The organism is Oceanococcus atlanticus, from assembly GCF_002088235.1.
Taxonomy (GTDB): domain Bacteria; phylum Pseudomonadota; class Gammaproteobacteria; order Nevskiales; family Oceanococcaceae; genus Oceanococcus; species Oceanococcus atlanticus.
Window position 1 is genome coordinate 787,262 of the sequence record NZ_AQQV01000002.1, and the last position, 22,445, is coordinate 809,706.

Genomic DNA, 22,445 nt, shown 5'->3' on the forward strand with positions numbered 1-22,445 from the left:
TCCTAGGCGTCGGCCGAGGCCAGGCGATTGAGCGCGGCCGAGGCCGTACCCTCAATCTCGCGCATTTCCAGGCGCACACGGCCCTCGTCATCTGCCAGCAGCACGTCATAGTTCAAGCTGCTTTCGCTGGCCTCACCGCGAATCCGCAGGTACAGGCCAAGACGCTCAGGCAGCGGATCACGGCCGTAGCGGCAAACCGAGCCGAATGCCGATGGCAGAGCGGTCTTGTCGAGGAAGCGGCGTGACCACACGATGGCCAGCTGTGGACCACAGTCAAGCAGGCCCGGATCGAACACCCAGTGTGCATCTGTCGCCACACCGTCCTGACGCAGCCAGGCCGCCGGGCGGCTGCGCCGGGCCTGCGCATCGACCCCGTCACGCCCGACCACCTGAATCTGATCGATCAGCTGGAAATCGCCGCCATGGAACAGATAGTCGCGATAGGCCTGGCTTGCATCCAGGGCGTCACCACTGACCGAGGATGCGTCCAGCTGCGGCGCATCAGGCAAACGTTCGACCAGACGCACCTTGGCTTTGTACAGCGCCTGGTTGCGCTCGGGGTCGACGATGTCAATCGCCAGCATCTGCTCACCCGGCTGTGAATGGGTCGAGGCACGGGCCTTGAATGCGACCTTGCGGCCGCGTGCCGGATCCAGCACCACACCGGCCAGAACCTTGAGATCACGCACTTCAGCAACCTGCCAGCCGGGCCAACCGGCCGCCGCCACCTGGGCCATCCATTCCGCTGCGCCAGCGGCGGGGAGCACCGGCTTGCCGTCCATGCTGTGATCAAGGAGATAGGGATCACTCTCGACACTGAAATGATGATCCAGCACCAGGGTGCCGCCGGCACCGATGTGCAGACCGGCCCGGATCAGCGGCAAATCGCTGCCGGCCTCTTCAGCATCCTGCTCGCCGTCATACACCGCCCACGGGCCTTCACCCACGACCAGTTCGACCTCGGACTTGGGCCCGAAGGCCAGTTCATCGAGGAAGTAACGTGCACCGGCGTCCACCGGTATGGGCAGGATGCCCTGCTCACGGAACTTGGCCTTGACCGCATCGCTGGCCATACCCGCGTCCCATGGGCCCCAGTTGATGGCCATCACGCGGGTGTCCTTCCAGCGCCGTGACAACTGCCAGGCATAGCGGTTGAGCGCCTCATTGGCCGCAGCATAATCAGCCTGCCCGCGGTTGCCGTAACGGCCCGCCACCGAGGTGAAAAAGGCCACCCACTTGAGCGTTTCCGGCTTGAGCGTGTTGGCCAGAATCCAGGCCGAATCGGTCTTGGTGCCAAACACCCGGTCGAACGACACCGCGGTCTTGTCGGCGATCAGTTTGTCCTCGATCACGCCAGCGCCATGAATCACCCCGTCAATGCGACCGCAGCGGGTGTAGACATCTTCAATCGCCGCGCCGAACGAGGCCACGTCGCGCACATCACAGGGCACATAATCGACCTCGACACCGGCATCGCGCATGCGTTGCAGGTTATCCAGCACCTCGCGACCGGCCATGATCTGCGCCACCCGCTGATCAAGCTCGGCTGGCTTGGGCATGTTGCCGTTGACCCGCGCATCAGCGATCAGCGCGCCCTTGAGATGCAGGGCGGTGGCATGTTCCAGATGCAGATCATTGGGATCCGGCAAGGCCGTGCGCCCGATCAGCACATAACGCAAACCCGGCTTGGCCATGCGCAGCAAGATCTCCGCGGTGATGCCACGGGCCCCGCCGGTGGCGAGCACGACCCAGCCGTCCTGCGGCTCCAGATGTGCCGCGAAAGCGTGATCATGCAGGGCATGCTCCTGCGTCGATACGGTGTAGCGGGTATCGCCCAGATAGCCGATTTCGCGATGCGGGTCGGTGCTGCATAGCTCGTCGAACAGGTGTTCGGCGATGACCTCATCGGTCTGGCCGTCAAAATCCACCAGCCGCGCAATCGCTTCAGGGTATTCCTGGCGGTAGCAATTGATCATCCCGGCGGCACCACCGGCCAGCGCCGAACCGACACCCTCGGCTTCGCGCCCCAGCGTGCCACCCAGCCGGGTCGCCGCGATCAGATGCAGGTGATCACGCTCATCACCCAGGGCCTTGAGCAAGGTGAACAATTTGCCCACGGTGTTGGCGCCGGTCTTGCGCCACTGCGCAAAGCTGTCCTCGGGGTGCTGGGACAAGCCGCCCAGATGCATCACCGCACGCACCGGTCCATGTGTCTTGATGGCCAGTTCCAGCTCGTTCTTGAGCGCGCGCGGCTCATCGATCAGCAGTTCCACCGGGGTGGCCCCGGTTGCTGCGATGCGCTCCACCAGAGGCTCACGGATGCTGTCGGGGCCGTCGACCACGATCACCAGACCGCTGGGCTGAGTCCGCTCGCTGGGCAGCGCCGCCTGGCGCGGACGGATCACGTAACGCGGCACATGGATCGCGCTTTCCGTCGGCTCCGCAACTGGCGCTGCCTGAGCTGTTTGCGCGGCAGGTACAGCAGGCACCGAAGATGCTTCGGATTGCGCCGTCAGCGCCTCCACCGCCGCGATCAGAACCTGCAGGGACTTGGCCCGGGTGTAGGTTTCCAGATCCGCCTGCATGGCGTTGGCCACCGCCTCGGGCAGGGCTTTCTGCAAAGCCCCGACAATCTCCACCCGCTTGATCGAATCAATGCCCAGGTCCGCTTCCAGATCGGCCTGCGCATCCAGCATGTCTTCGGGATAACCGGTACGCTCGGCGACGATGCTCAGCAACGTTGCCGCCACATCCACGCTGGGCGCGGGCGCAGCTGCTGGCGCCGCCACCGGCGCACTTGCCACCGGCTGCTCACCAACCAGGGCGTTGACCGCCGCGATCAGGCTGTCCAGCGTCTTGGCCCGGGTGTAGGTCTCCAGATCCGCTTGCATGGCACTGGCCACGGCCTCGGGCAGGGCTTTTTGCAGAGCCCCGACTATCTCCACCCGCTTGATCGAATCAATGCCCAGATCCGCTTCCAGATCGGCCTGCGCATCCAGCATGTCTTCGGGATAACCGGTGCGCTCGGCGACGATGCTCAGCAACGTCGCCGCCACATCCACGCTGGGCGCGGGCGCGACTGCTGGCGCCGCCACCGGCGCACTGGCCACCGGCTGCTCGCCGACCAGGGCGTTGACCGCCGCGATCAGACTGTCCAGCGTCTTGGCCCGGGTGTAGGTTTCCAGATCCGCCTGCATGGCGCTGGCCACCGCCTCCGGCAGGGCTTTTTGCAAAGCCCCGACAATCTCCACCCGCTTGATCGAATCAATGCCCAGGTCCGCTTCCAGATCGGCCTGCGCATCCAGCATGTCTTCGGGATAACCGGTGCGCTCGGCCACGATGCTCAGCAACGTCGCCGCCACATCCACGCTGGGCGCGGGCGCGACTGCTGGCGCCGCCACCGGCGCACTGGCCACCGGCTGCTCGCCGACCAGGGCGTTGACCGCCGCGATCAGGCTGTCCAGCGTCTTGGCCCGGGTGTAGGTTTCCAGATCCGCCTGCATGGCGCTGGCCACGGCCTCGGGCAGGGCTTTTTGCACCGCGCCGACAACTTCCACCCGCTTGATCGAATCGATCCCCAGGTCGGCTTCCATGTCGGCGGCGGGATCAAGCATGTCCTGCGGATAGCCGGTGCGCTCGGCCACGATCTCCAGCACCACCGCGGCCACGTCCACGCGCGCAACCGGTGCGGGCTCAGCAGGCAACGGCGCGGCCGCCGCGGGTTCCGCGACCACCTGATGCGGCGCGACCGGTGCGACCGCTGCGGGCACCGCAGCCGGCATGGGCAGGCTGACAGTCTGTTCCGGCACGTCCGTCGTCGGCGCCACCCCAAGTGCCTGCGCCATGACCGCTTCCTGCAGCTTGAGGAACTGCCGCATGGTGTCCTGATAAGCCACCAGCGCATCACCGTTCAGAGCACCGGACGGGGCGACGGACGGCATGGCCGGAGCCATTGCCGCCGCAGGCGCTGGCGCTGCTGGTTCCGCAGCGCGCGGCTGACTGCGACGCTGGGCGATCGCCGCGTCCTTGTCGGCCTGACTCAGCGCTTCAAGCACGCCATTGCTGCGCACCTCGCTGGCCAGCGGTCGAGCATAACCACCCGCGACCATCCAGGCGGTACGCGGCAAAGCCGGACGCGCCAGCTGGGTTTTGAGCTGACGCAGCTCGAGATGATGCGCGCTGCGCCCGGCGAACAGCGCCGGCAAATCCAGATCGAAACCACGCACGCTGAGTTGCGCCAGGGTGTCGAGCAACGGTGCCAGCTCGCCGTCCTCGCGATCCACCGACAGGCACTCCACCTGCGGCACGATCTCGCGCAGCATGCCGGCCAGGATGGTCTTGGGACCAAGCTCAAGGAACAGCTCAATGCCTTCGGCCTGCATGGTCTCGATCTGCCGTACGAATTCCACCGAACTGAGCAGATGCTGCTTGAGGTGGCCGGCCATGTCGTCGGGATAGCGCGCTCCACTCATGTTGGAATACACGGCGCACTGGGCCGGATGGAACTGGGCGGCATCGATTGCCTGCGACAAGCCGTCCTGCGCGCTGCGCATCAGCGGCGAATGGAAGGCTCCGCCCACCGGCAACTTGCGCGCCGAGACCTCTGCGGCGGCGCAGGCGGCCAGAGCGGCCTCAATTCCCTCCACGCTGCCCGTGATGACGGTCTGGCGCGGGGCGTTGTGGTTGGCCACCGCGACATCCGCGATGTCGTTGATCAGGGCTTCAACCTGGCTGCGCTCACTCAGCACAGCGGCCATGGTGCCCGCGGGCGCGGTCCGCGCCGCTTCGGCCATGACCCGCCCTCGGGCCGCCGACAGGCGCAGAAAATCTTCGTCAGACAGCACGCCGGCGGCCATCAGTGCGCTGTATTCGCCGTAGGAATGCCCGCCAACGGCATCGGCACTCAAGCCCAGATTCTGCATCCAGCGCCACAGCCCCAGCTCGGCAGCACCCAGCGCCGGCTGGGCATGCCGGGTGTCAGTCAGGCGCTCGCGCTGGGCCGCTGCGGTGGCTGGATCAAACGCGGCTGCCGGCCAGGCAATGGCCGACACCGGCTGACCCAGTTCAGGGGCCAGCACCGTATCCGCCTGTTCCCAGGCCTCACGTAACTGCGGCAGGTACAGCGCGGCGCCACGCAGCATGCCGACATACTGCGCCCCCTGTCCGGGGAACAGCACACCCAGCTTGGGTGCCTGCTGTGGCCGTTGCAATGTCAGATGGCTGCCTGCACTCAGCGCCTGCCCATCACGCAGATGGCTCAAGGCATTGCTCAGGCGTGCGCGCAGTTGGGTCAGGTCCGCTGCGGTGAAACACAGCTGCGCCGCACCACGCTCACGCGCCGCAGCCTGGGCCAGCGCGGCGGCAATCGGTGTGAGACCGATATCCGTGCGCAAAGCTTGATCCAGCGCTTCGCTGACCACGTTCAGCTGGGCCTCAAGGGCAGTGCGATCCGCAGCGCGGAACACACACAATTCAACCGGCCAGTGCTGGGCGCCGACCGGTGCATCCTGGCCCCAGCCGGTGCGGTACTCCTCGAGCACCGCATGGAAATTGGTGCCGCCGAAACCGAAGGCCGACACCGCAGCCCGGCGCGGACGATTGGGCTCACGCAGCCATGGCCGCGGCTGCTTGAGCAGATAGGTCGGCGCAGCCTCGTCGGCGATCACATCGATCGGATTTTCGACCCCGGCATGGCCCGGCAGAACCCGGTGATGCAGCGACAGTGCGGTCTTGACCAGCCCGGTCACACCGGCCGCGCACTTGGTGTGGCCTACCAGGGTCTTGACCGAACCCAGGGCCACGCTGCGCACATCCGCGCCCGCTTCAATCAGCGTGCTGGTCACGGTTTCGGCCTCGGCCTTGTCACCCACCGCCGTGCCGGTGCCATGCGCTTCCACCAGCCCCAGCGAGGCGGGCGAGAAACCCGCCTTGCGGTAGGCCCGGTTGAGCGCGCGTTGCTGCCCCTTGGGCAAAGGCGCGGTCATACCCAGGGCACGACCATCCGATGAACCCGAAGCGGCTTTGATCACCGCATAAATGCGGTCGCCGTCGCGCTCGGCATCGGCCAGGCGCTTCATCACGGTGACGCACACACCTTCGGAGATGACGATGCCGTCGGCATCGCGGTCAAAAGCACGCGCCTTGCCCTGCGGTGACAAGGCCTGGGTCTTGGAGAAACACAGATAGCCGAACGGCCCTTGCACCGTATCCACGCCGCCGGCAATGGCCACATTGGAGCGTCCGGATTCCAGTTCCTGAGTGGCCAGGGTGATCGCAGCCAGCGACGACCCGCAGGCCGCATCCACGGTGAAGTTGACCCCCCCGAAATCAAGCCGGTTGGCAATGCGCCCGGCGGTGACATTGAGCAGTACGCCGGCGAAAGATTCATTGGTCCACTCCGGCAGGCGATCCCACACCGCATCTTCCGGATCTTCGACAAAGCGCGGCAGCTCCGAACGCAGTCCCAGCTGCATGCCCAGATCGCCGATGCCGCCGCCCGCCCCTAGAATGATCGAGGTGTGCTCACGGTCAAAGTCGCCCTGCCCCGGCCCCATGCCGGCATCACGCAGCGCCCGCGCCGTGCATTCCAGCGACAGCAGCTGCATCGGATCGATGGATTTCATCGAGCTGGGGGCGATGCCGAAGCTGGTCGGGTCGAACACGACTTCGTCGAGGAAGCCGCCCCAGCGCGAGTACACCTTGTCGCGCGCGTTCTTGTCCGGATCGAAATACAGGGCTTCATCCCAGCGATCCTTGGGCACTTCGGTAATCGTGCTTTCCAGACGCAGTACCTTGCCCCAGAAATCGTCCGCGCTGTCGATCTGCGGCAGGATCATGCCGATGCCGACAATCGCGATATCACTTGGGCTGGCACCGCCCTGCTCGGCGGTGTCACGGGTGGCCAACTGGGTCAGCAGATCGCCCGCCCCCTGACTGACATCGAGATGCAACTCCTCCACCCCAAGCACCTTGTCGTGCAGGGTTGCAACCTGTCCGATCATGTACATGCCGCGCAATTTCTGCGCCGCTTCATCAAGCTCCACGATCTGGCCGCTGGCGTCGCGATCACGCCCTTTGGAGGCGACGCGCAAGCGCCCCATATTCAGGTCTTCCAGCTCGTCGCGGATATCGTCAGCCGATTTGTCGGACTGCAGCAGCGCACGCCGCTGACGGAAAAACTCGCGGGAGAACTCGGTGTTGGCACAGCGGGTGGAATGGCCCGGGCCGGTTTCCAGGCTGCAAGTGGCCGTGCAGGCCAGCGCTTCGTGCTGAAAGCCCGGCACGATGGCGCCGGTTTCCACGATCTCGCGGGTGAACAGATAGGCCGTGCCCATCAGCACGCCGACCTTCATGCCGCGCTCAACCAGCGGTGCGGTCAGTGCCGCGATCATGGCGGAGGAGCGCGCATCGTTGATGCCCCCGGCGAAGAACAGATGGACATCTGCAGCCTGCGTCTCACTGACCTCGGCCAGCAGCACTTCAATCATTTGCTCCCACAACGGGAAGCTGGCAATCGGACCGATGTGCCCACCGCATTCGCGCCCTTCGAACACGAATCGCCGTGCGCCCTGTTCCAGATACAGCTTGAGCAGCGCCGGCGCGGGCGCGTGCAGGTAGGCCGGAATTCCGCGTGATTCGAACTCCGCCGCCTGGTCCGGGCGGCCACCCGCGATCAGGGCGTAGTCGGGTTTGTGCCGGAACACGGCGGCGCACTGCTCTTCACGCAAAGCCTGCGGCACAAAGCCGAGGATGCCCACGCCCCAGGGTTTATCACCCAGCACCTGAGCGGTTTCGGCCAGCAGGGTATCGACCTGCTCACCGCGCATCAGGGCCAGGGCCAGAAATGGCAGGGCACCACCAGAAGCCACCGCATCGGCGAAGGCCGGTGAATCAGAGACACGCGTCATCGGCCCCTGAGCGATCGGGAACCGAGTCCCATGCGAGGCGGCCAGCGGACTGTTCTCGGCCAGCGGATTGTGCTGCGCCAGCAGATTGCGACTGGCCTCAAGCTGAGCGCGCAGGGCCTGGACCAGTCGCCCGACGCTGCGGTACTGATCACGGTACATCGCGGCCACACCGACACCCTGACCGATCGGCAGCAACTGATCGGCGCCCCAGCCCATGGCCTTGTTCAGCGCCTCACGCCAGTCGGCCTGGCTCAGCTGACCAGCCTCGACCTGGCGACTGGCCTGCTTGATGCGCTCAAGTTCGGCCGAGCCACGCGCACCGAAAATGCGGCAGGGCATCTCGATCTGTTCGCCGAACAGCTGTGTCTCGGCCCCGTTGAGACGCGCCACATTGCGCTGGTGCGCATCACTCAAGGGACTCTCGGCCAGCAACAACACCTGATCATCGAGCACCACACCGGCCGCGCCCATCAGGGCCGTCGCCGCCGCACTGTGACGACCAACCCCACCGCGCAGCAACAGCGGCAAGCTGGTTTTCCCGATCAGCTTCTGGGCCAGGATGTAGCTGGTGTCCTCACCAACCCAGCCGCCCGACTCGTGACCTTTGGCGACCAGAGCGTCGACCACATCAACAAGACCCTCGGCCATGGCCGGATGGGTGATCTCTGCCAGCAGCCGGTGCTGCGGCGCATCCTGGCGCAGGGTTCGGGCGAGTGAAGCCATGCGCGTGACATCGCCGTGCAGCATCAGCGTCAGCGGTCGTTCGGCAACGGTCGCGATCAACTCGCGCACGCAGCCCAGATCCGCGGCGGACAGGCGCAAACCGATTCCCGGTGTACTCGCCTGCCGTAACGTGGCCGCATGCAGCTGGGCAAAGTTGCGCCGCAAAGCGGCCGCATCGCGTGCGAACTCCAAATCGAGCAGCCCCACGCCTCCCGCGCGTGCGGCCGCTACGGCCAGCCCTGGATGCGCGGCATCGGCCGGGGAAAGGATCAGAGTTTCAAATGTGCTTGAGTCTTGCATGGCTACCCTCGGTGACACCGCCCCGCAGTGTCGAGCGATTCGCAACGACGAATCTTATTGGTGACGGCCCGGCAGAAACGCCCCATCCATGACTTTCGAACGAACCATGTGATAGACACCACCGCGGTATCTTCCGGCGTTTATGCGCTGCCAACCCTCACCGGAAAATCGGACCCGCTATCGAGATACCATGATCAGGCCAGGCCGACCAAAGCACTACAGGGTGAAGCCGTGAATTTTTGTAGGCGCTGTCCTACAAGCCGTAGTTGGCGATGGATAAAACTCCGCCACTCGATATTTTTCCTTTTATAAACATATATATACATAAAAAGATCAGAAATCGCTGACAAACAGCAATGTCTGCACCCGCATTCGGGCCTCTACGTGCTGCGAACGTGTCGCTATACTCGCCAAACAAGGCCTCAAAGAAGGCCGCGTCGCAGCCACATCGGTCTGACGACTTGACCATGCTTTACGGAAAACCCCCATGACCGAACAGGCGTTCGAATCGCCCTACTTGCGTTTTGCTGGCACGCAATCCCGTCGTGGTGAAGATTTTCGCGGTGCCTACATCACCGTGATTTCACAACGCAATGGATTGCCCTGTCGTCTGGATCCTGATGAATACGAACTGGCCCTGCTGTTCGATGGCCAGCGCACCGCTGCCGAGCGCCTGAGCGAGGCGCGAGCCCGCTTTAACAACGCGCTGACCCCTCTGGACCTGGAGCGCTTTACCCACACCCTGACTGACGCCGGGCTGCTCTGGGCGGGTTCGGATGAAGCTTTGCCGGTGCCGCCGCAAACCGATGCCGAGTCGCGCCGTCTGGGTGATCTGGGCGAGGACGCCGCTCACGCGCATGGCTTGCCACCATCCACCTCGCCCGGTTCGCTGGCCGGCCCGGGCATGAGCGGGCCGGTGGCGGGCAGCCCGATGCGTGCCCGCGATGCGGCCGAGCGGGTTGACTGGGAACTCAACCCGCGCCCGTGGCTGTGGCTTGGCCGGCTGTTTGCGGCACCGGTGTACTCCACGGTGCTGATGGGCCTGCTATGGCTGGCCACGGCGTCGATACTGGGCGGCCTGTGGGCCGACCAGCTGGAAGCCTCGACCGATTTTCAGCGCTTGCTGATCTGGCAAAACCTGGCTTACGTCGGCATTCCCGCCGCCCTGCTCAGCAACTTCATTGCGCACATTTGCCGCGCCGCGGTGATTCACCGTGAATCCGGCGAAATCCCGCGCTTCGGTCTGAATTTCATTTTTGGCGTGATTCCGCGCTTCATGACCGACACCGAAGGCCCGGCCGAGCGTTTGCCCAAACGCAGCCGCGGCCGGGTGCTGGCGGCCTCGCTGACCGGCAACCTACTGCTTTTCACCCTGTTCCTGCTGGGCTGGTTCCTGTCCCGACAGAGCACCACCATGCTGCCCGCCGTGCTCATCACCGCGGGCATATTCGGCCTCGGCAATGCGCTGCTGCGGATCAACCCCCTGGCCAGAACCGATGGCTACTACCTGCTCGCCTTCAAGCTCGGGGTGGCCGATCTTCGTGAGCAGGCCGTGCTCACCCTGCTCGGGCGCAGCGAGCGCTGGGGCAATCGCAAACCACCTCCACTGGGTCCGGTGCTGCTTTACGGCGTACTTTCGGTGGCCTTCCTGATTGCAGTGATCAGCCTGGTCCTGATCTTTCCCGCCCGCTGGTTGGAAGCGCACTACGGTGGTGTGGCGGTCGCCCTGATGCTGGCTGCGCTGGCGCTCTACGCCTTCACCATGCGCCGCCAATTCGGCGATCGTCGTGGTGACATCGGCAACCTGCCGATGCGCAGCCGCCTCAGCCGCCAAAGCCAGGCCCTAGGTCAGCACTGGAAAATCTTCGTCGTGCTAATGATTGCCGCGCTGTGGCCTTACACCTATGAACCCGGAGGGCGCTTCAAAGTCCTGCCGCTGGAGCGCGCCGATGTGTCCAGCGAAACCGCTGGCACGGTCACGGCCATCCGCGCAGCCGAGGGCGACTGGGTTGAAGCCGGCCATGTCATTGCCGAACTGGATGATCTGCAATGGCGCAGCCAGGTACGCCAGGCCGAAGCCAATGTGGCCCGCATCGAGGCCGATCTGAGCAAGGCTCGCAACGGTGCTACCGGTGAAGAACTGGAACTGGCACGGCAACAGGTGCGGACCGCCAAAACCCGTCTTGAAGCGGCCCAGATTGAAGCCGAACGTGCAGGCAACGCGCACCGTCGCAAAGCCATCACCAGCCAGGAACGCGACCGCGCCAGCGCCAACGCCGATGTGCGCGTCGAAGAGCTGGCCGAAGCCCAGCGGCAGCTGGAGCTGATCGAAAGCGACACCCGCGAGGAAGACATACAGGCCCTGCAGGCTCAGCTTGAAGCCGAGCAGTCGGCCCTGGAATACGCCCGCGAGCAGCTCGCCCGCACCCGCATCCACGCACCCATCAGCGGCCAGGTGGTTGCCCCGGACCTGCGCTTTTCAATCGGTCGCTATCTGGAGCCGGGCGAACGCCTGGCCACCATCGAAAACAACCGCAAACTCGACGCCGAGCTGCACATACCGGAGTTTGCCGCCAGCCACGCCCGTCTAGGCGCCACGGCCACGCTCAAGTCCTGGATGCGTCCGGATCAGCCATATGCGGGCACGGTCAAAGCCATTGCCCCGTCGGCCGAGGCCGGTGAGAACGGGCGCATCGTGCGGGTCCTGATCGAGGTCAGCAACGCCGACAGCGACCTGCGCGTGGACATGAGCGGCCAGGCCAAGATCGAGGCCGAAACCGGCCCGGCCATCATCGCCTTCTCGCGCGCCCTGATGCGCTTTGTGCGGGTGGAGTTGTGGTCGTGGCTGCCGTAGCCAAAGGCAAGCCCGATCAGGATCATCTCGGGCTGCGCGGTGAAGATTTTCGCCTGATTTGCGAAAGCGGTTTCGGCGACGGACACAACGGCTACGCACACAGCATCGCCTGGTTTGAAGGGCGCCTGTATATCGGCACCACGCGGGCAACCTTCACCATGCTCAAACTCAACAAGCCACGCCCGGACTGGCGACCGTGGCCGGTGGAGAGTCCGGACGAGCGCGAGGCCATCGACCGACGCGCCGAAATCTGGTGCTACGACCCGGCCACCCAAGCCTGGACCCTGATGTTCAAAGCACCCTGGGTTGAGGGCAAGCAAGGTGGCCGGGTACCGCGTTATGTCGGGCTGCGCGGCATGGTGGTGTTTCAGGGCGCATCCGACAGCAAACCCTGCCTCTACGTCTCGACCTGGTCACCGATCAGCACCGACCCGCCCGACATCCTGCGCTGCGAGAACGGACGCGATTTCATCGCCGTGCCGCGCCCGCCCTGGGATGAATCCGTGCGTTCATTTCGCACCCTGCAACCCTTTCGCGGCCGCGTCCACACCACCCCAACGGGCTCCAACACCGGTGACGGACAGGCTCAGGAATGCATCGGCAGCGAATCGACCATCTACGCCTCCGCCGACGTGCAGAATGCGATCTGGGAGCCGGCCAGCGCCGATGGTTTCGGCGACCCGTCGAACACCACGGTGTTCGAGATGGCCACCTTCAACGGCCAGCTCTACGCCGGCACCGTCAATCCGGATCGTGGCATGGAGGTGTGGCGCACGCAGGGCGACTCCGACACCCTGCCGTATCGCTGGAAACGCGTGCTCAGCCATGGCGCGTGGCGTGGTAAACACAATGAGCTGTGCCTGTCGATGTGCGCCTTCAAAGGGGCGCTTTACATCGGCACAGCCATCGTCAACGGCGGCTACCACCGGCGCTATCAGATCGGGCCGGCCGCAGCCGAGCTGTTGCGCATCTGGCCGGATGACAGCTGGGATCTGCTGGTCGGTCATTCGCGCCTGACACCGGATGGTCTGCGCTACCCCCTGTCGGGCTACGCGCCGGGCTTCGACAATCTGTTCGGCGGATACATCTGGCGCATGGTCGAACACGCTGGTCACCTGTACATCGGCACCTATTGCTGGATCAACATGCTGCCCTACTTTCCGCGCCATGCCTGGCCCGGCGATGTGCTGACCCTGCTGCGTCGACTCGGCGTGGAAGAGCTCAATCGCCTGTACGGCGGCTGCGACCTGTGGCGAACCGCCGACGGCGTGCATTTCGAACCGGTCACGCGCTCGGGTTTCGGCAACAAGTACAACTGGGGCATACGCAACTTCGCCAGCTCACCTCATGGTCTGTTTGTGGCCACGTCCAATGTGTTCGGTCCGCGCCTGGCGGTGGAGCGCAACGCCGAATGGCGCTACGAGGACAACCCGCGCGGCGGGCTGGAAGTGTATCTGGGCCATCGCCCATGAGCGCGTCGCCGATTTTAGTTGTGGCAGGGCTGCGCAACAGCAGCGTGGGCCGCGTTGCCGCCCTGCTGGCCCAGCACGAGGATGCATTGCTGCTGCCGGAACTCAATCTGTGCATGGCCGACAGCGTGGGCGCCTGGCTGCTCATGGCCGAGCGCAGCCAGGACGATATTGGCCATGGTCTGCTTCGCGCCGTGGCGGTGCTGCAGCGGGGGCGCGAAAGCACCACCGACATTGCCCACGCCAGGGACTGGCTGTGGCGTCGCTCCGACCGATCAAGCCTGAGCGTGCTGGAAGAACTGCGCCAGCTTGTCAGCCCCAAGCGGCTGGTCATTCCCGATCTGAATCTGGGCTGGCGCCCCAACTACATGCATGCGCTGAGCCAGTTCCAGGCGTTTCAGCTGCTCCACCTGGTGCGTCATCCGCTGACACACTGCCGCGACATCACGCACAGTCTGAGTCAGGACTACTTCGTGGCCCCGGAATGGCGCGATTTCTGCGACAACCCCAGCGGCGTGATCGACCCTCAGATTGCCTGGTACCGCATCCATCGCAATCTGATCGATCAGTTCGGTGCCGACCACGCGCGCTACCAACGCCTGCGCCTGGAAGATCTGCTGACGGCCTTGGCCACACAGCGTGACCGACTGTGGTCCGATCTGGGTTGGCCTGCACAGTCACCCTCGCCGTCCCCCGCCGCGGTCGCTTCGGGGTTTCTGAGCCCCGGCTGCGAGGCCGCCGTGGGCGGCATGGAAGCGGATGTCATGCACACGCCGCAACTGACCCAGGAGCTGCGCCGTGATCCCCCGCTTGACGGCCTTGCCGACTGGCGGCCAGATGGCCGACGCCTCAGCTCAGAGGTGCGTCAGCTCGCTCTGAAGCTGGGCTACAACACTCAGGCGCAGGTGTAGCCACCGTCGATTGGCAGCAAATGGCCGGTGGTATAGCTGGACTGCTCGGACAGCAACCAGCTCACCGCTTCAGCCACTTCCTGGGCCTGCCCGGCCCGTGCCATCGGATGACGTGCGACATAGCGCTCGACCTTGTCCTGCGGCCGCGCCATCACCTTCAGGCCCATGCCCGCTTCGATCAGCCCCGGGCACACTGCGTTGACCCGGACATGGCGATCGGCGTAGACCAGCGCGGCTGATTTGGTCAGTCCGCAGACCCCGTGCTTGGCGGCGGTGTAGGCCGGGTTCGCACCGGCACGCAGGCCCAGGATCGAGCTGTTGTTGACGATCGAGCCACCACCACTTTCCAGCATCAGCTCAATTTCCTGCTGCACGCACAGGAACGTGCCGGTCAGGTTGATGTTGATCACACGCTGCCACTCGGCCAGATCCATCTCCACCAGCGGAATCTCGCCACTGCCACGGCCTGCGTTATTGAAGGCGCCGTCCAGCCGGCCGTAACGTGCGCGCAGGTCCGCAAACATGGCGGCCACGCTTTGCGGATCGCACATGTCGGCGGCGCTGCCTGCCACTGCGCCGTGGAGCACCTTGCACAGCTCATCAACCGCCTGAGCATCAAAGTCGGTGACATACAACTGCGCGCCCTGGCTGAGCAAATGCTCGCAAGTGACACGCCCAATGCCTCCGGTGCTGCCGGTGACCAGGATCACCTTGCCCGATAGTGTTTTGTTCATTCCAGCTCTTGTCTGACAAGAAAAGACCCGCGGCTTTTCAGGCGCGGGTCTCTTATTATTTTTATGTAACCGACCCCAGCGGGGATCGGGTGCAGCTACCCGGCTTTAGAAATCCCCGGATATGCTACCGCCGACACCGTTGATGCAAGCGTCGTGGACATTGACGTCAATCAACAGGTTCAACACCGTGCCGGTCAGGCTCAAACGAATCGCGTCATAAGGCTGGGTAGCCTGGACAGGAAGATACACTTCTGCGTTGTTGATCTCCTGCAGAACCGAACCCAACGCAAAGCCATCGCCAAAGCCGAAGCCGAAGGCCGCGTTCTCAACGACTTCATCACCTTTCAGGGTTTCGATCAGCAGCTCCGGCAAAATGCCCGCAGCGATGATGGACGGGTCCGGGAAGGAAACAACGAATCCTGGGGTATTCGGTGCCGGGCCAAGCGGCACGGAAGGCGTCACGACATTGCCTTCATCATCCAGCTCTTCCTCAGTCATGGGAATGACGTTGGGGTCTTGCTCAAGCGCCAGATTGACCCGCAGGGATACATCACTCTGCCCACCAACCGGAAGCAAAGAGAGGAACGCAGACATGGTTGCCGCGTCATCCTGATTCAGGGTTGTCACCGCGCCTGGTTCACTCACACTACAGTTGAGGCAACCCATACCCGTGGCAACTGCCGTGGTCGCAGTGGGGCTCACCGGCACCAGACACGCACCCTTCTCACCATAGTCGGTAGGCGTGGGGGTCGGCGTGGGCGTCGCACTCGGATCAGGGGACGGCGAAGGTGAAGGCGAGGTGCCCGGTGTTGCCGTAGGAGTCGGGCTCGGCGAAGCCGCCGAGGAGGACGAATCACTGTCGTCACATGCGCTAATTGCCAACGCCAGGACAGCCAAACCAATAACTTTCTTCATGATCATCAATCCATTGCCAATCTGGAGGAATAATGTAATAGGTGTCAGACGTGTGGCCCGAATCTTGCCTACTCGCTCGGGAGTATCTCAGATTGTTGTTTCTGTGCAAATGACAATCATCCCGCACTTGCGCCCGCACACTATTGCGTGACCTGCATCTGTGCAGATCATTGTGTGATCACGAAGCGATCACACAGATTGTTCCATCATGCTTCAACAAAGCGCGAAGACAGTGCAACCAGTGCATCCAAATCGGGCACCAAGGCCCGTCGGTTAGCCACTTGCACGGCTGTGAGCATGAGCTTGTTCATGGCCTCGTTGTCAGCCTCCAGCGGCGCAGGCTGCAGGGCAATCTCGTTCAGCGTCACGATCAAAGGGTAAGACCGTGCCAGCAACGCCACACTGGCATTGTGTGACGGCGCCTTGAGCACGACCACGCGCGTTTTGCGCTCGATAGCCGGTATCGGCTGACCAAGCATACCTTCCAGACTGATCACAGGCACGTCGTCGATCTGCAGGCGCATCTGCCCCAGCAACCACGATGGCCCGTCGCTGCGATGCGAAATCACATCATGACCAAACACATCCAGCACGGCTGAGTTGGGCAAGATCAAAGTCTCGCCTTCGATGTCGATAATCACGCCGTAAACGTGACTGGGCAGTTTGTCAGACATGCTTATGCCTCCGTCATCACGTCGCGCAACTCACTGATGAGCTGCTGTTCCTGGTACGGCTTGATCAGATAGCGGTTGACGCCAATGGCCTCGGCCCGCTCGCGGTGCTTATCCCCACTGCGCGAGGTGATCATGATGATCGGCAGATCAGCCAAGCGCTCGTTGTTGCGAATAAAGGTCGCCACTTCAAAACCGTCGACCTTGGGCATCTCGATATCCAGCAACACCGCATCCGGGCTTTCGGCCTGCAGCTGGGCGATCCCGTCCATACCGTCTTTCGCGGTGGCCACACGGTAACCATTACGCGTGAGCAGGCGTTCAGCAACACGTCGCATGGTGATGGAATCATCAATCACCATGACCAGCGGCACACGCTGCGCCGCGCCCTGTGCACCTTCGGCATCACCGCCGGCTTGCAAGGTCTTGAACAGGCGATCCTGAACCAGTGCCACCACATCCAGAATCAGCACCACTCGGCCGTCTGCCTGAATCGTGGCGCCAGTCACACCAACCACCGTACTGACCTGCGGGCCAGCCGTCTTGGTGACCAACTCACGACTGCCGAGCAATTGATCGACCACAATAGCGACACGACGCTCGGAGATACCCATGCCCTCGCCACTGTGGACCAGTATCACCGGAACGTGATCGCGTTCATCGGCCGGCGCAGCATCCAAGCCCAGCAACTGACCCAGGTACCGCACGCGGTACTCCTGATCACCGTAGGCAAAGCGCTGGTCGTCGTCCATGTACGCCGCCAGATCATCACGCGGAATACGCGCGATACCTTCGATGGTCGACAGCGGTGCGGCGTAAACCTCATCGGCCACCTGAACCAGCAGGGCCTGCGAGATCGCCAGTGACAACGGCAGACGAATCACAAAACGGGCACCGTGACCGGTCTTGGAGTCCAGCTCCAAGGTACCGCCCAGCTGCTTCACCTCTGAAGAGACCACGTCCATACCCACACCGCGACCGGCATCCTGGGTCAGGGTCTGCGCGGTCGAAAAGCCCGGCTGGAAAATGAACTGGGCAAGCTCCGCTTCACTCAGCTCGGCATCCCCGCCCATCAACCCACGCTCAATGGCCTTTTCACGAATGCGGGAAAAATCCAGACCCGCACCATCATCGCGGATTTCGATAGCCAGCTTTGAGCCATCGCGCGTCAGGCTGATCGACATACGACCGACCGGCGCCTTGCCGGCAGCGCTGCGCACATCAGGTGTCTCGATCCCATGAATGACGCAGTTGCGCACCACGTGCTCAATCACTGGCGTCATGCGCTCAAGCACATTGCGGTCCATCTCCGCCTCGATGCCCTGAAGCTGCAACTCCACCTGTTTGCCGTGCTCACCAGCGGTTTGGCGGGCCACACGCTGCAAGCGCTGGACCTGGCGTGAGAATGGCACCATCAGCGTACCCATCAGGCCTTGCTGAACCGAGGTATTCACCCGCCCCTGCTGCAGCAGCAAGGTGTCGGTTTCGCTGACCACGTCGGTCATGGTGGCATGCAGACTGAACAAGTCAGTCACCGACTCGGACAAGGCGCGGGTCAACTCCTGCATGCGCGAGTAACGGTCCATCTCCAGCGGATCGAACTCTTCGCCGTAGCGGTCACTCTCGCCCTCTTCCGACTGCAAACCCTGGGTCCGCGATTGAATCTGCGCGTCCGTTTCCGATTCCAGCATGCGCAGCTGATCACGAATACGTGCAATGGTCTGCTCGACCTCACGCAGCTGACCGGAGAAGGCTGACACCTGGCGCTCCAGACGCGAGCGGTAAATACTGATCTCGCCGGCTTCGTTGAGCATGCTGTCGAGCTGCTCCACGCTGACGCGTGCAGTCTCCCGGCGGATCGCAGCCAGGCGCTCATCCTGCGGGGCTTCCCACTGCAGTTCACGCGACCACGCTCGCGGCTGAATATCATCCAGCGCATCACTGCGGTAATCGTAGTCTCCCGGCAATTCCAGCACCGGATGCGGTGACGGCGCATCGCCACTTTCGGCAGGACTTGCATGGCCTGCAGCAGCCTGCGCCATATGCTGATGGAAAGTGTCGGAGGAGCCTTGCAGCCGCTCTAGCAGTGCCGGGGTGGCACTTTGACCCTCACGACTGACCGCCTCCAGCTCTGACTCAAGATCATGAACATCGTCGCCCAGACGCGCCAGGCCAGCCATGCGCGCACCACCCTTCAAGGTGTGCAAAACGCGCAGTATTTCCGCCAAAGCATCCCCATCCTGGGGTTGCTCGGCCCAACGACCGCGGGCAGCATCGAAGGCTTCCATCAATTCCTGCGCTTCAGGCAGGAAGATTTCGACCATCTCCTGATCCGCACCTGCCGGCGCCTCGGCACCGAAATCCACGGTCGAGAAGGTCACGCTATCGCTTGCACTGTCCGCGCGCGGCGGCATGACAAACGGACTTTCGGCCCCGCTTTCGGTCTCAGTTGGAGCCTGCGATGCGGCTTGCACATCAACCGACTCGAACTCCGCCTGGCTGGACGATGCCTCGCTGAGCAGGTCATCCAGCAACTCACGTGCACCCAGCGGTTGGCGGCCTTGTTTAACCTCGTCAATCAGCTGATGCAGACCGTCAATAGCCTGATGCAGGCGACCAAAGGTTTGCGAATCCGCCTGCTCGCCCTGCTCGATGCGGGCAAACATGCTTTCCATCTGATGCGCAACCGCCCCCATGCTGTTGAGCCCGGCCATACGTGCGCCACCTTTAAAGGTGTGCAACTGCCGCTGCAACTCGCGAAGCGGTTCGCGCGCCTGTGTGTCGGCCTCCCAATCGGAGAAGTGCCGATCCATCGACTCAAGCAGTTCCTGGGCTTCCGCCTGAAACATATCGAGTATCTCTGCATCGGCCGGCCACACGTCCTCGACCACAGAGTAGTCATCCTCGTCCGCGGCGCTATCAACCGGGCTTGATGAGCCGGAGTCCGGTGGCACGCTGTGCGCCGGGGCCTCGTCAAGCAGCAAATCCGGAGTGCCGGAATCAAGCTCGAGATCCATTGCAGCCGGCGGTTCCTGCGCGCTCAACGTGAGCGCGGCATCAGCCTCGTCATCGGCCAGCACAAGCTCAAACTCAGGCTCAGGCCCAGCCCCGGACAAAGCCGCCAGGGCCACCGACGGATCGGCATCGCGCCCTTCGCGGAATTCATCCAGCAAGTCGTAGGTTGCGAGCACGCAACGACCAATCCGATCGAACAGAGCCTGATCAAGCTGCGTGAGCTGACCGTCGATGACGCTCTTCATCAAGGCATCCAGCGCCTCACCGACTTGGCCCAGACCCATACCACCCGCGGTGCGGGCACTGCCTTTGATGGTGTGGAAAATGCGTTGCAGATTGTGCTGCGTCGTAGCGGAGTCCGGCTGCGTCGTCCAGTTTTTCAACTCAGCTTCGGCCTGACCAAGCAGCTCGGCCGCCTCTTCGGCGAAGATCGAAGCCAATTCAAGATCAACGCCACCACGGTCGGCCTGCAAGCCAGCCAAACGTTCAGTCAGTTCAGCTTCCAGCGCTTCATCACGCTCAATCACAGCGCCTGACGTCGCCGCGTCCAGCTGCGTGCTCATGCGCCCACAAACGCGCTCCAGCAGGTCTGCAGGCATGGGCTGATTGCACGCTCTGAGGCCCTGAACCAACCGTTCGGCAGTTTCGGCGAGCTGTGCCAGCGCATCCACGCCGGCGGTCGCAGCGCCACCACGCAGGGTATGCAAGGCGCGCTCCAGATCCTGATCCGCAACCACCTCGGCATTGTCATGTGCGCGCGCTGCGAGCATCTGAAGCTCACCGGCCGCATCGTCCTTGAAGATCGCCATGACCTCTGCAGCATCGTCGTCACTGGTTTCACCCAGCGCCGCGCGTGCTTTTTGCTGCATCGGCTGAACCAGTTCCAGTGCTGATTCGCCTTCGGCGAAACGCCGCACGATTTCCGGCAACAAGCCCACGGCGTCGCTGATCAGGCTGGAAATCTCGCCGCTCAGCGGCAAGGCTCCGTCCAGACAACGATTGAGCATGTCCTCAATCGACCAGGCAAATTCACCGATCTCACTGGCCCCAACCATGCGGCCACTGCCCTTGAGGGTATGGAACGCACGGCGCACGGTGGCAAGCACATCAGGATCAGACGGATTTTGTGCCCAGCGTGGCATGGCGGCATCCAGCTCGGCCATCACCTCACGCGATTCTTCAATGAAGATTTCGCGGAATTCAGGATCAATATCCTGTGCAACCGGTGCCGCGCTGACTTCCTCAATCGGCTCAGCCGCCACACCCTGGTTAAGGGTGTCCTCGAAGGCGCTCAGATAACCTTCAACCTCATCCAGCAAATGCTCGGCATTGGGTTGCTTTTCCTTGAGCGCCTCAAGGTAGTACTCCACGCCGGCAATCACGTCCGCGAGACGGTCAGCCAGCACGCCACGTTGGCGCGCCGGCGCAACACGCTCGGCCACCAGCAGGCTTTGAATGCTGCGGATCACGCGGGTCGGATGGTCGCTACCGATCAACTCGAAACCGGAGGCCATTTCAACTAGCATGTCTCGGGCACTGGCCAACGAGGACTCCTGTCCACGCGCGATGTACTGATCCAGTTCGCTCTTGATACGACTGATGTTGACCAGTGATTCGCGCAACACGGCGCTGACACCCTCACGCAAGTCCTGGTGAGCGCTTTCGTCCACCAGCGTGTCACGCCCAGGCGGCATCAATTCCGCCTCCAGGCCCTGTTCGATGCGGATCAGGGTTTCAGCCACATCCAGCCAGGCTGCCTCGTCATTGCTGCCTTGCAGCGCCGCGACGGTTTCAGCTTGTGAACGGGCCAGCTGGCCGAGCGCATCCAGCCCCAGAACCATCAAGGTCGATGAAACGGACTCCAAACGCCCGACCAGACTTTCGCTGACATCACCCAGGGTTTGCGAGCGCAAGGCCAGGTCAATGCTGTCTTTGATGTCACTGAGGTTGTGGCGAATCTCGCGCGTCACCGTTTGCAGCGAGTCAATGCTGGGCTGCGACAAGCGCTCCCGCAAAGCCTGCAACCGGGTGTAGGTCACATCCGCGCCACCCAGTGCGAATTCCTCTCGAATCCGCTCAACAATGAGATTCGGCTCTTCGGCCAGAGTGCCCAGATGCATACATTGCGCACCCAGCCGGCCTGCCGCTTTGGCAATGGCATCCTCACCATTGGCCGCCAAGGCTTTGGCGCATTGCCCGGCCTTGGAAATTAACTTGTGGACGTCCGGGTTGGCCAGCTCGGGTTCTGTGGCCAACACTTCGCACATCAGCGTCACGCCCTGCCAGCACAGGTAAACCTGCGAGTCGCGCGCCACACTGGCCAGCTGCCCGGCTGCCTTGCCCAGAACCTGCAAGGACTTTTCCCGCTGCACATCGCGGATCACACCGAGCACGGCCTTCTGCATCACCGGCGCAGTCTTGCGCGCCAGCGCCTGAGACATGCCGGGTTTGCGACGGGCGGGATCATCCGGCGGCAATACCGCCACACCACGTACATCCATGAAACGGCTGAACAGTACGGCCCTTGATTGGCCCTGAGCACCGCGTGCAACCCTCAGATCATTGATATTCGGCGCAAACACCAGGGGGTGGTCGGTTTCGCCGTGAGCCAGCAACTCGATGTAATCGGAGACCTGCAACGTCGCCGCCACCAGCGCGGCAAAGTTAGCCTCGCCATCCTCGACCGGCGTGTTGATGGCGAATTGCACCGTCTCGACCATTTCGCTGGCGAGCAGATACACGCTGTAGCACTGAATGACGGAAGCAATGTTGGCGATCTGACGCAGCTCGCTGACACATTGTTCGAGCAGCGCAACATGCTCCGGGCCATCTTCCAGATAGCTCTCTATCAGACCGCGCGCCCGCTGAAGGCCTTGTCCCAGATCTCCTTGAACCCAGAACAGCCCCCGATTGACGTCGCTTTGGGGTCCTTTCACATTCATACCC

General features: G+C 63.3%; 8 protein-coding genes. 3 read left to right on the top strand and 5 right to left on the bottom strand.

Annotated elements, in window-relative coordinates; genetic code table 11:
• Positions 1 to 2: 2 nt before the first annotated feature.
• Positions 3 to 8,930 carry a type I polyketide synthase gene (locus tag ATO7_RS10715; protein ID WP_083561717.1) on the bottom strand — a complete coding sequence of 2,976 codons (8,928 nt, stop codon included), beginning with the start codon at positions 8,928 to 8,930 and terminating at the stop codon, positions 3 to 5.
• 487 nt (positions 8,931 to 9,417) lie between these two features.
• Here ATO7_RS10715 and ATO7_RS10720 point away from each other — a divergent pair, with 487 nt between their 5' ends.
• Genes ATO7_RS10720 through ATO7_RS10730 form a run of 3 tightly spaced genes read left to right on the top strand, consistent with a single transcriptional unit; the run spans position 9,418 to position 14,164 of the window.
• Entirely contained in the window at positions 9,418 to 11,784 is a 2,367-nt protein-coding gene (locus tag ATO7_RS10720) for an HlyD family secretion protein (RefSeq protein ID WP_083561718.1), read from the top strand.
• Positions 11,772 to 13,256, top strand: a complete 1,485-nt coding sequence (locus ATO7_RS10725; RefSeq protein WP_146680281.1) for a hypothetical protein — start codon at positions 11,772 to 11,774, stop codon at positions 13,254 to 13,256. Before ATO7_RS10720 ends, ATO7_RS10725 begins: the two co-directional genes overlap by 13 nt.
• A complete protein-coding gene (locus tag ATO7_RS10730) occupies positions 13,253 to 14,164 on the top strand; it encodes a hypothetical protein (RefSeq protein WP_083561720.1) in 912 nt (303 codons plus the stop codon). The genes ATO7_RS10725 and ATO7_RS10730 overlap by 4 nt, the downstream gene beginning before the upstream one ends.
• Here ATO7_RS10730 and ATO7_RS10735 read toward each other — a convergent pair.
• From ATO7_RS10735 to ATO7_RS10750, 4 genes are all read right to left on the bottom strand, one after another.
• A complete protein-coding gene (locus ATO7_RS10735) occupies positions 14,149 to 14,898 on the bottom strand; it encodes an SDR family NAD(P)-dependent oxidoreductase (protein WP_083561721.1) in 750 nt (249 codons plus the stop codon). The genes ATO7_RS10730 and ATO7_RS10735 overlap by 16 nt on opposite strands.
• A 105-nt stretch (positions 14,899 to 15,003) precedes the next feature.
• Positions 15,004 to 15,813, bottom strand: coding sequence for a hypothetical protein (locus tag ATO7_RS10740; RefSeq protein ID WP_146680282.1), 810 nt, complete (start codon positions 15,811 to 15,813; stop codon positions 15,004 to 15,006).
• Positions 15,814 to 16,019: 206 nt separating this feature from the next.
• Positions 16,020 to 16,487, bottom strand: coding sequence for a chemotaxis protein CheW (locus ATO7_RS10745; protein ID WP_083561723.1), 468 nt, complete (start codon positions 16,485 to 16,487; stop codon positions 16,020 to 16,022).
• 2 nt (positions 16,488 to 16,489) lie between these two features.
• The gene (locus ATO7_RS10750; protein WP_083561724.1) at positions 16,490 to 22,441 is read right to left on the bottom strand and encodes a hybrid sensor histidine kinase/response regulator; all 5,952 of its coding nucleotides are present in this window, start codon (positions 22,439 to 22,441) and stop codon (positions 16,490 to 16,492) included.
• Positions 22,442 to 22,445: the final 4 nt, after the last annotated feature.

Coding starts and splice junctions, on each gene's coding strand:
- ATO7_RS10715 (WP_083561717.1), bottom strand. CDS start 8,930: ATGCAAGACTCAAGCACATTTGAAACTCTGATCCTTTCCCCGGCCGAT.
- ATO7_RS10720 (WP_083561718.1), top strand. CDS start 9,418: ATGACCGAACAGGCGTTCGAATCGCCCTACTTGCGTTTTGCTGGCACG.
- ATO7_RS10730 (WP_083561720.1), top strand. CDS start 13,253: ATGAGCGCGTCGCCGATTTTAGTTGTGGCAGGGCTGCGCAACAGCAGC.
- ATO7_RS10735 (WP_083561721.1), bottom strand. CDS start 14,898: ATGAACAAAACACTATCGGGCAAGGTGATCCTGGTCACCGGCAGCACC.
- ATO7_RS10740 (WP_146680282.1), bottom strand. CDS start 15,813: ATGAAGAAAGTTATTGGTTTGGCTGTCCTGGCGTTGGCAATTAGCGCA.
- ATO7_RS10745 (WP_083561723.1), bottom strand. CDS start 16,487: ATGTCTGACAAACTGCCCAGTCACGTTTACGGCGTGATTATCGACATC.
- ATO7_RS10750 (WP_083561724.1), bottom strand. CDS start 22,441: ATGAATGTGAAAGGACCCCAAAGCGACGTCAATCGGGGGCTGTTCTGG.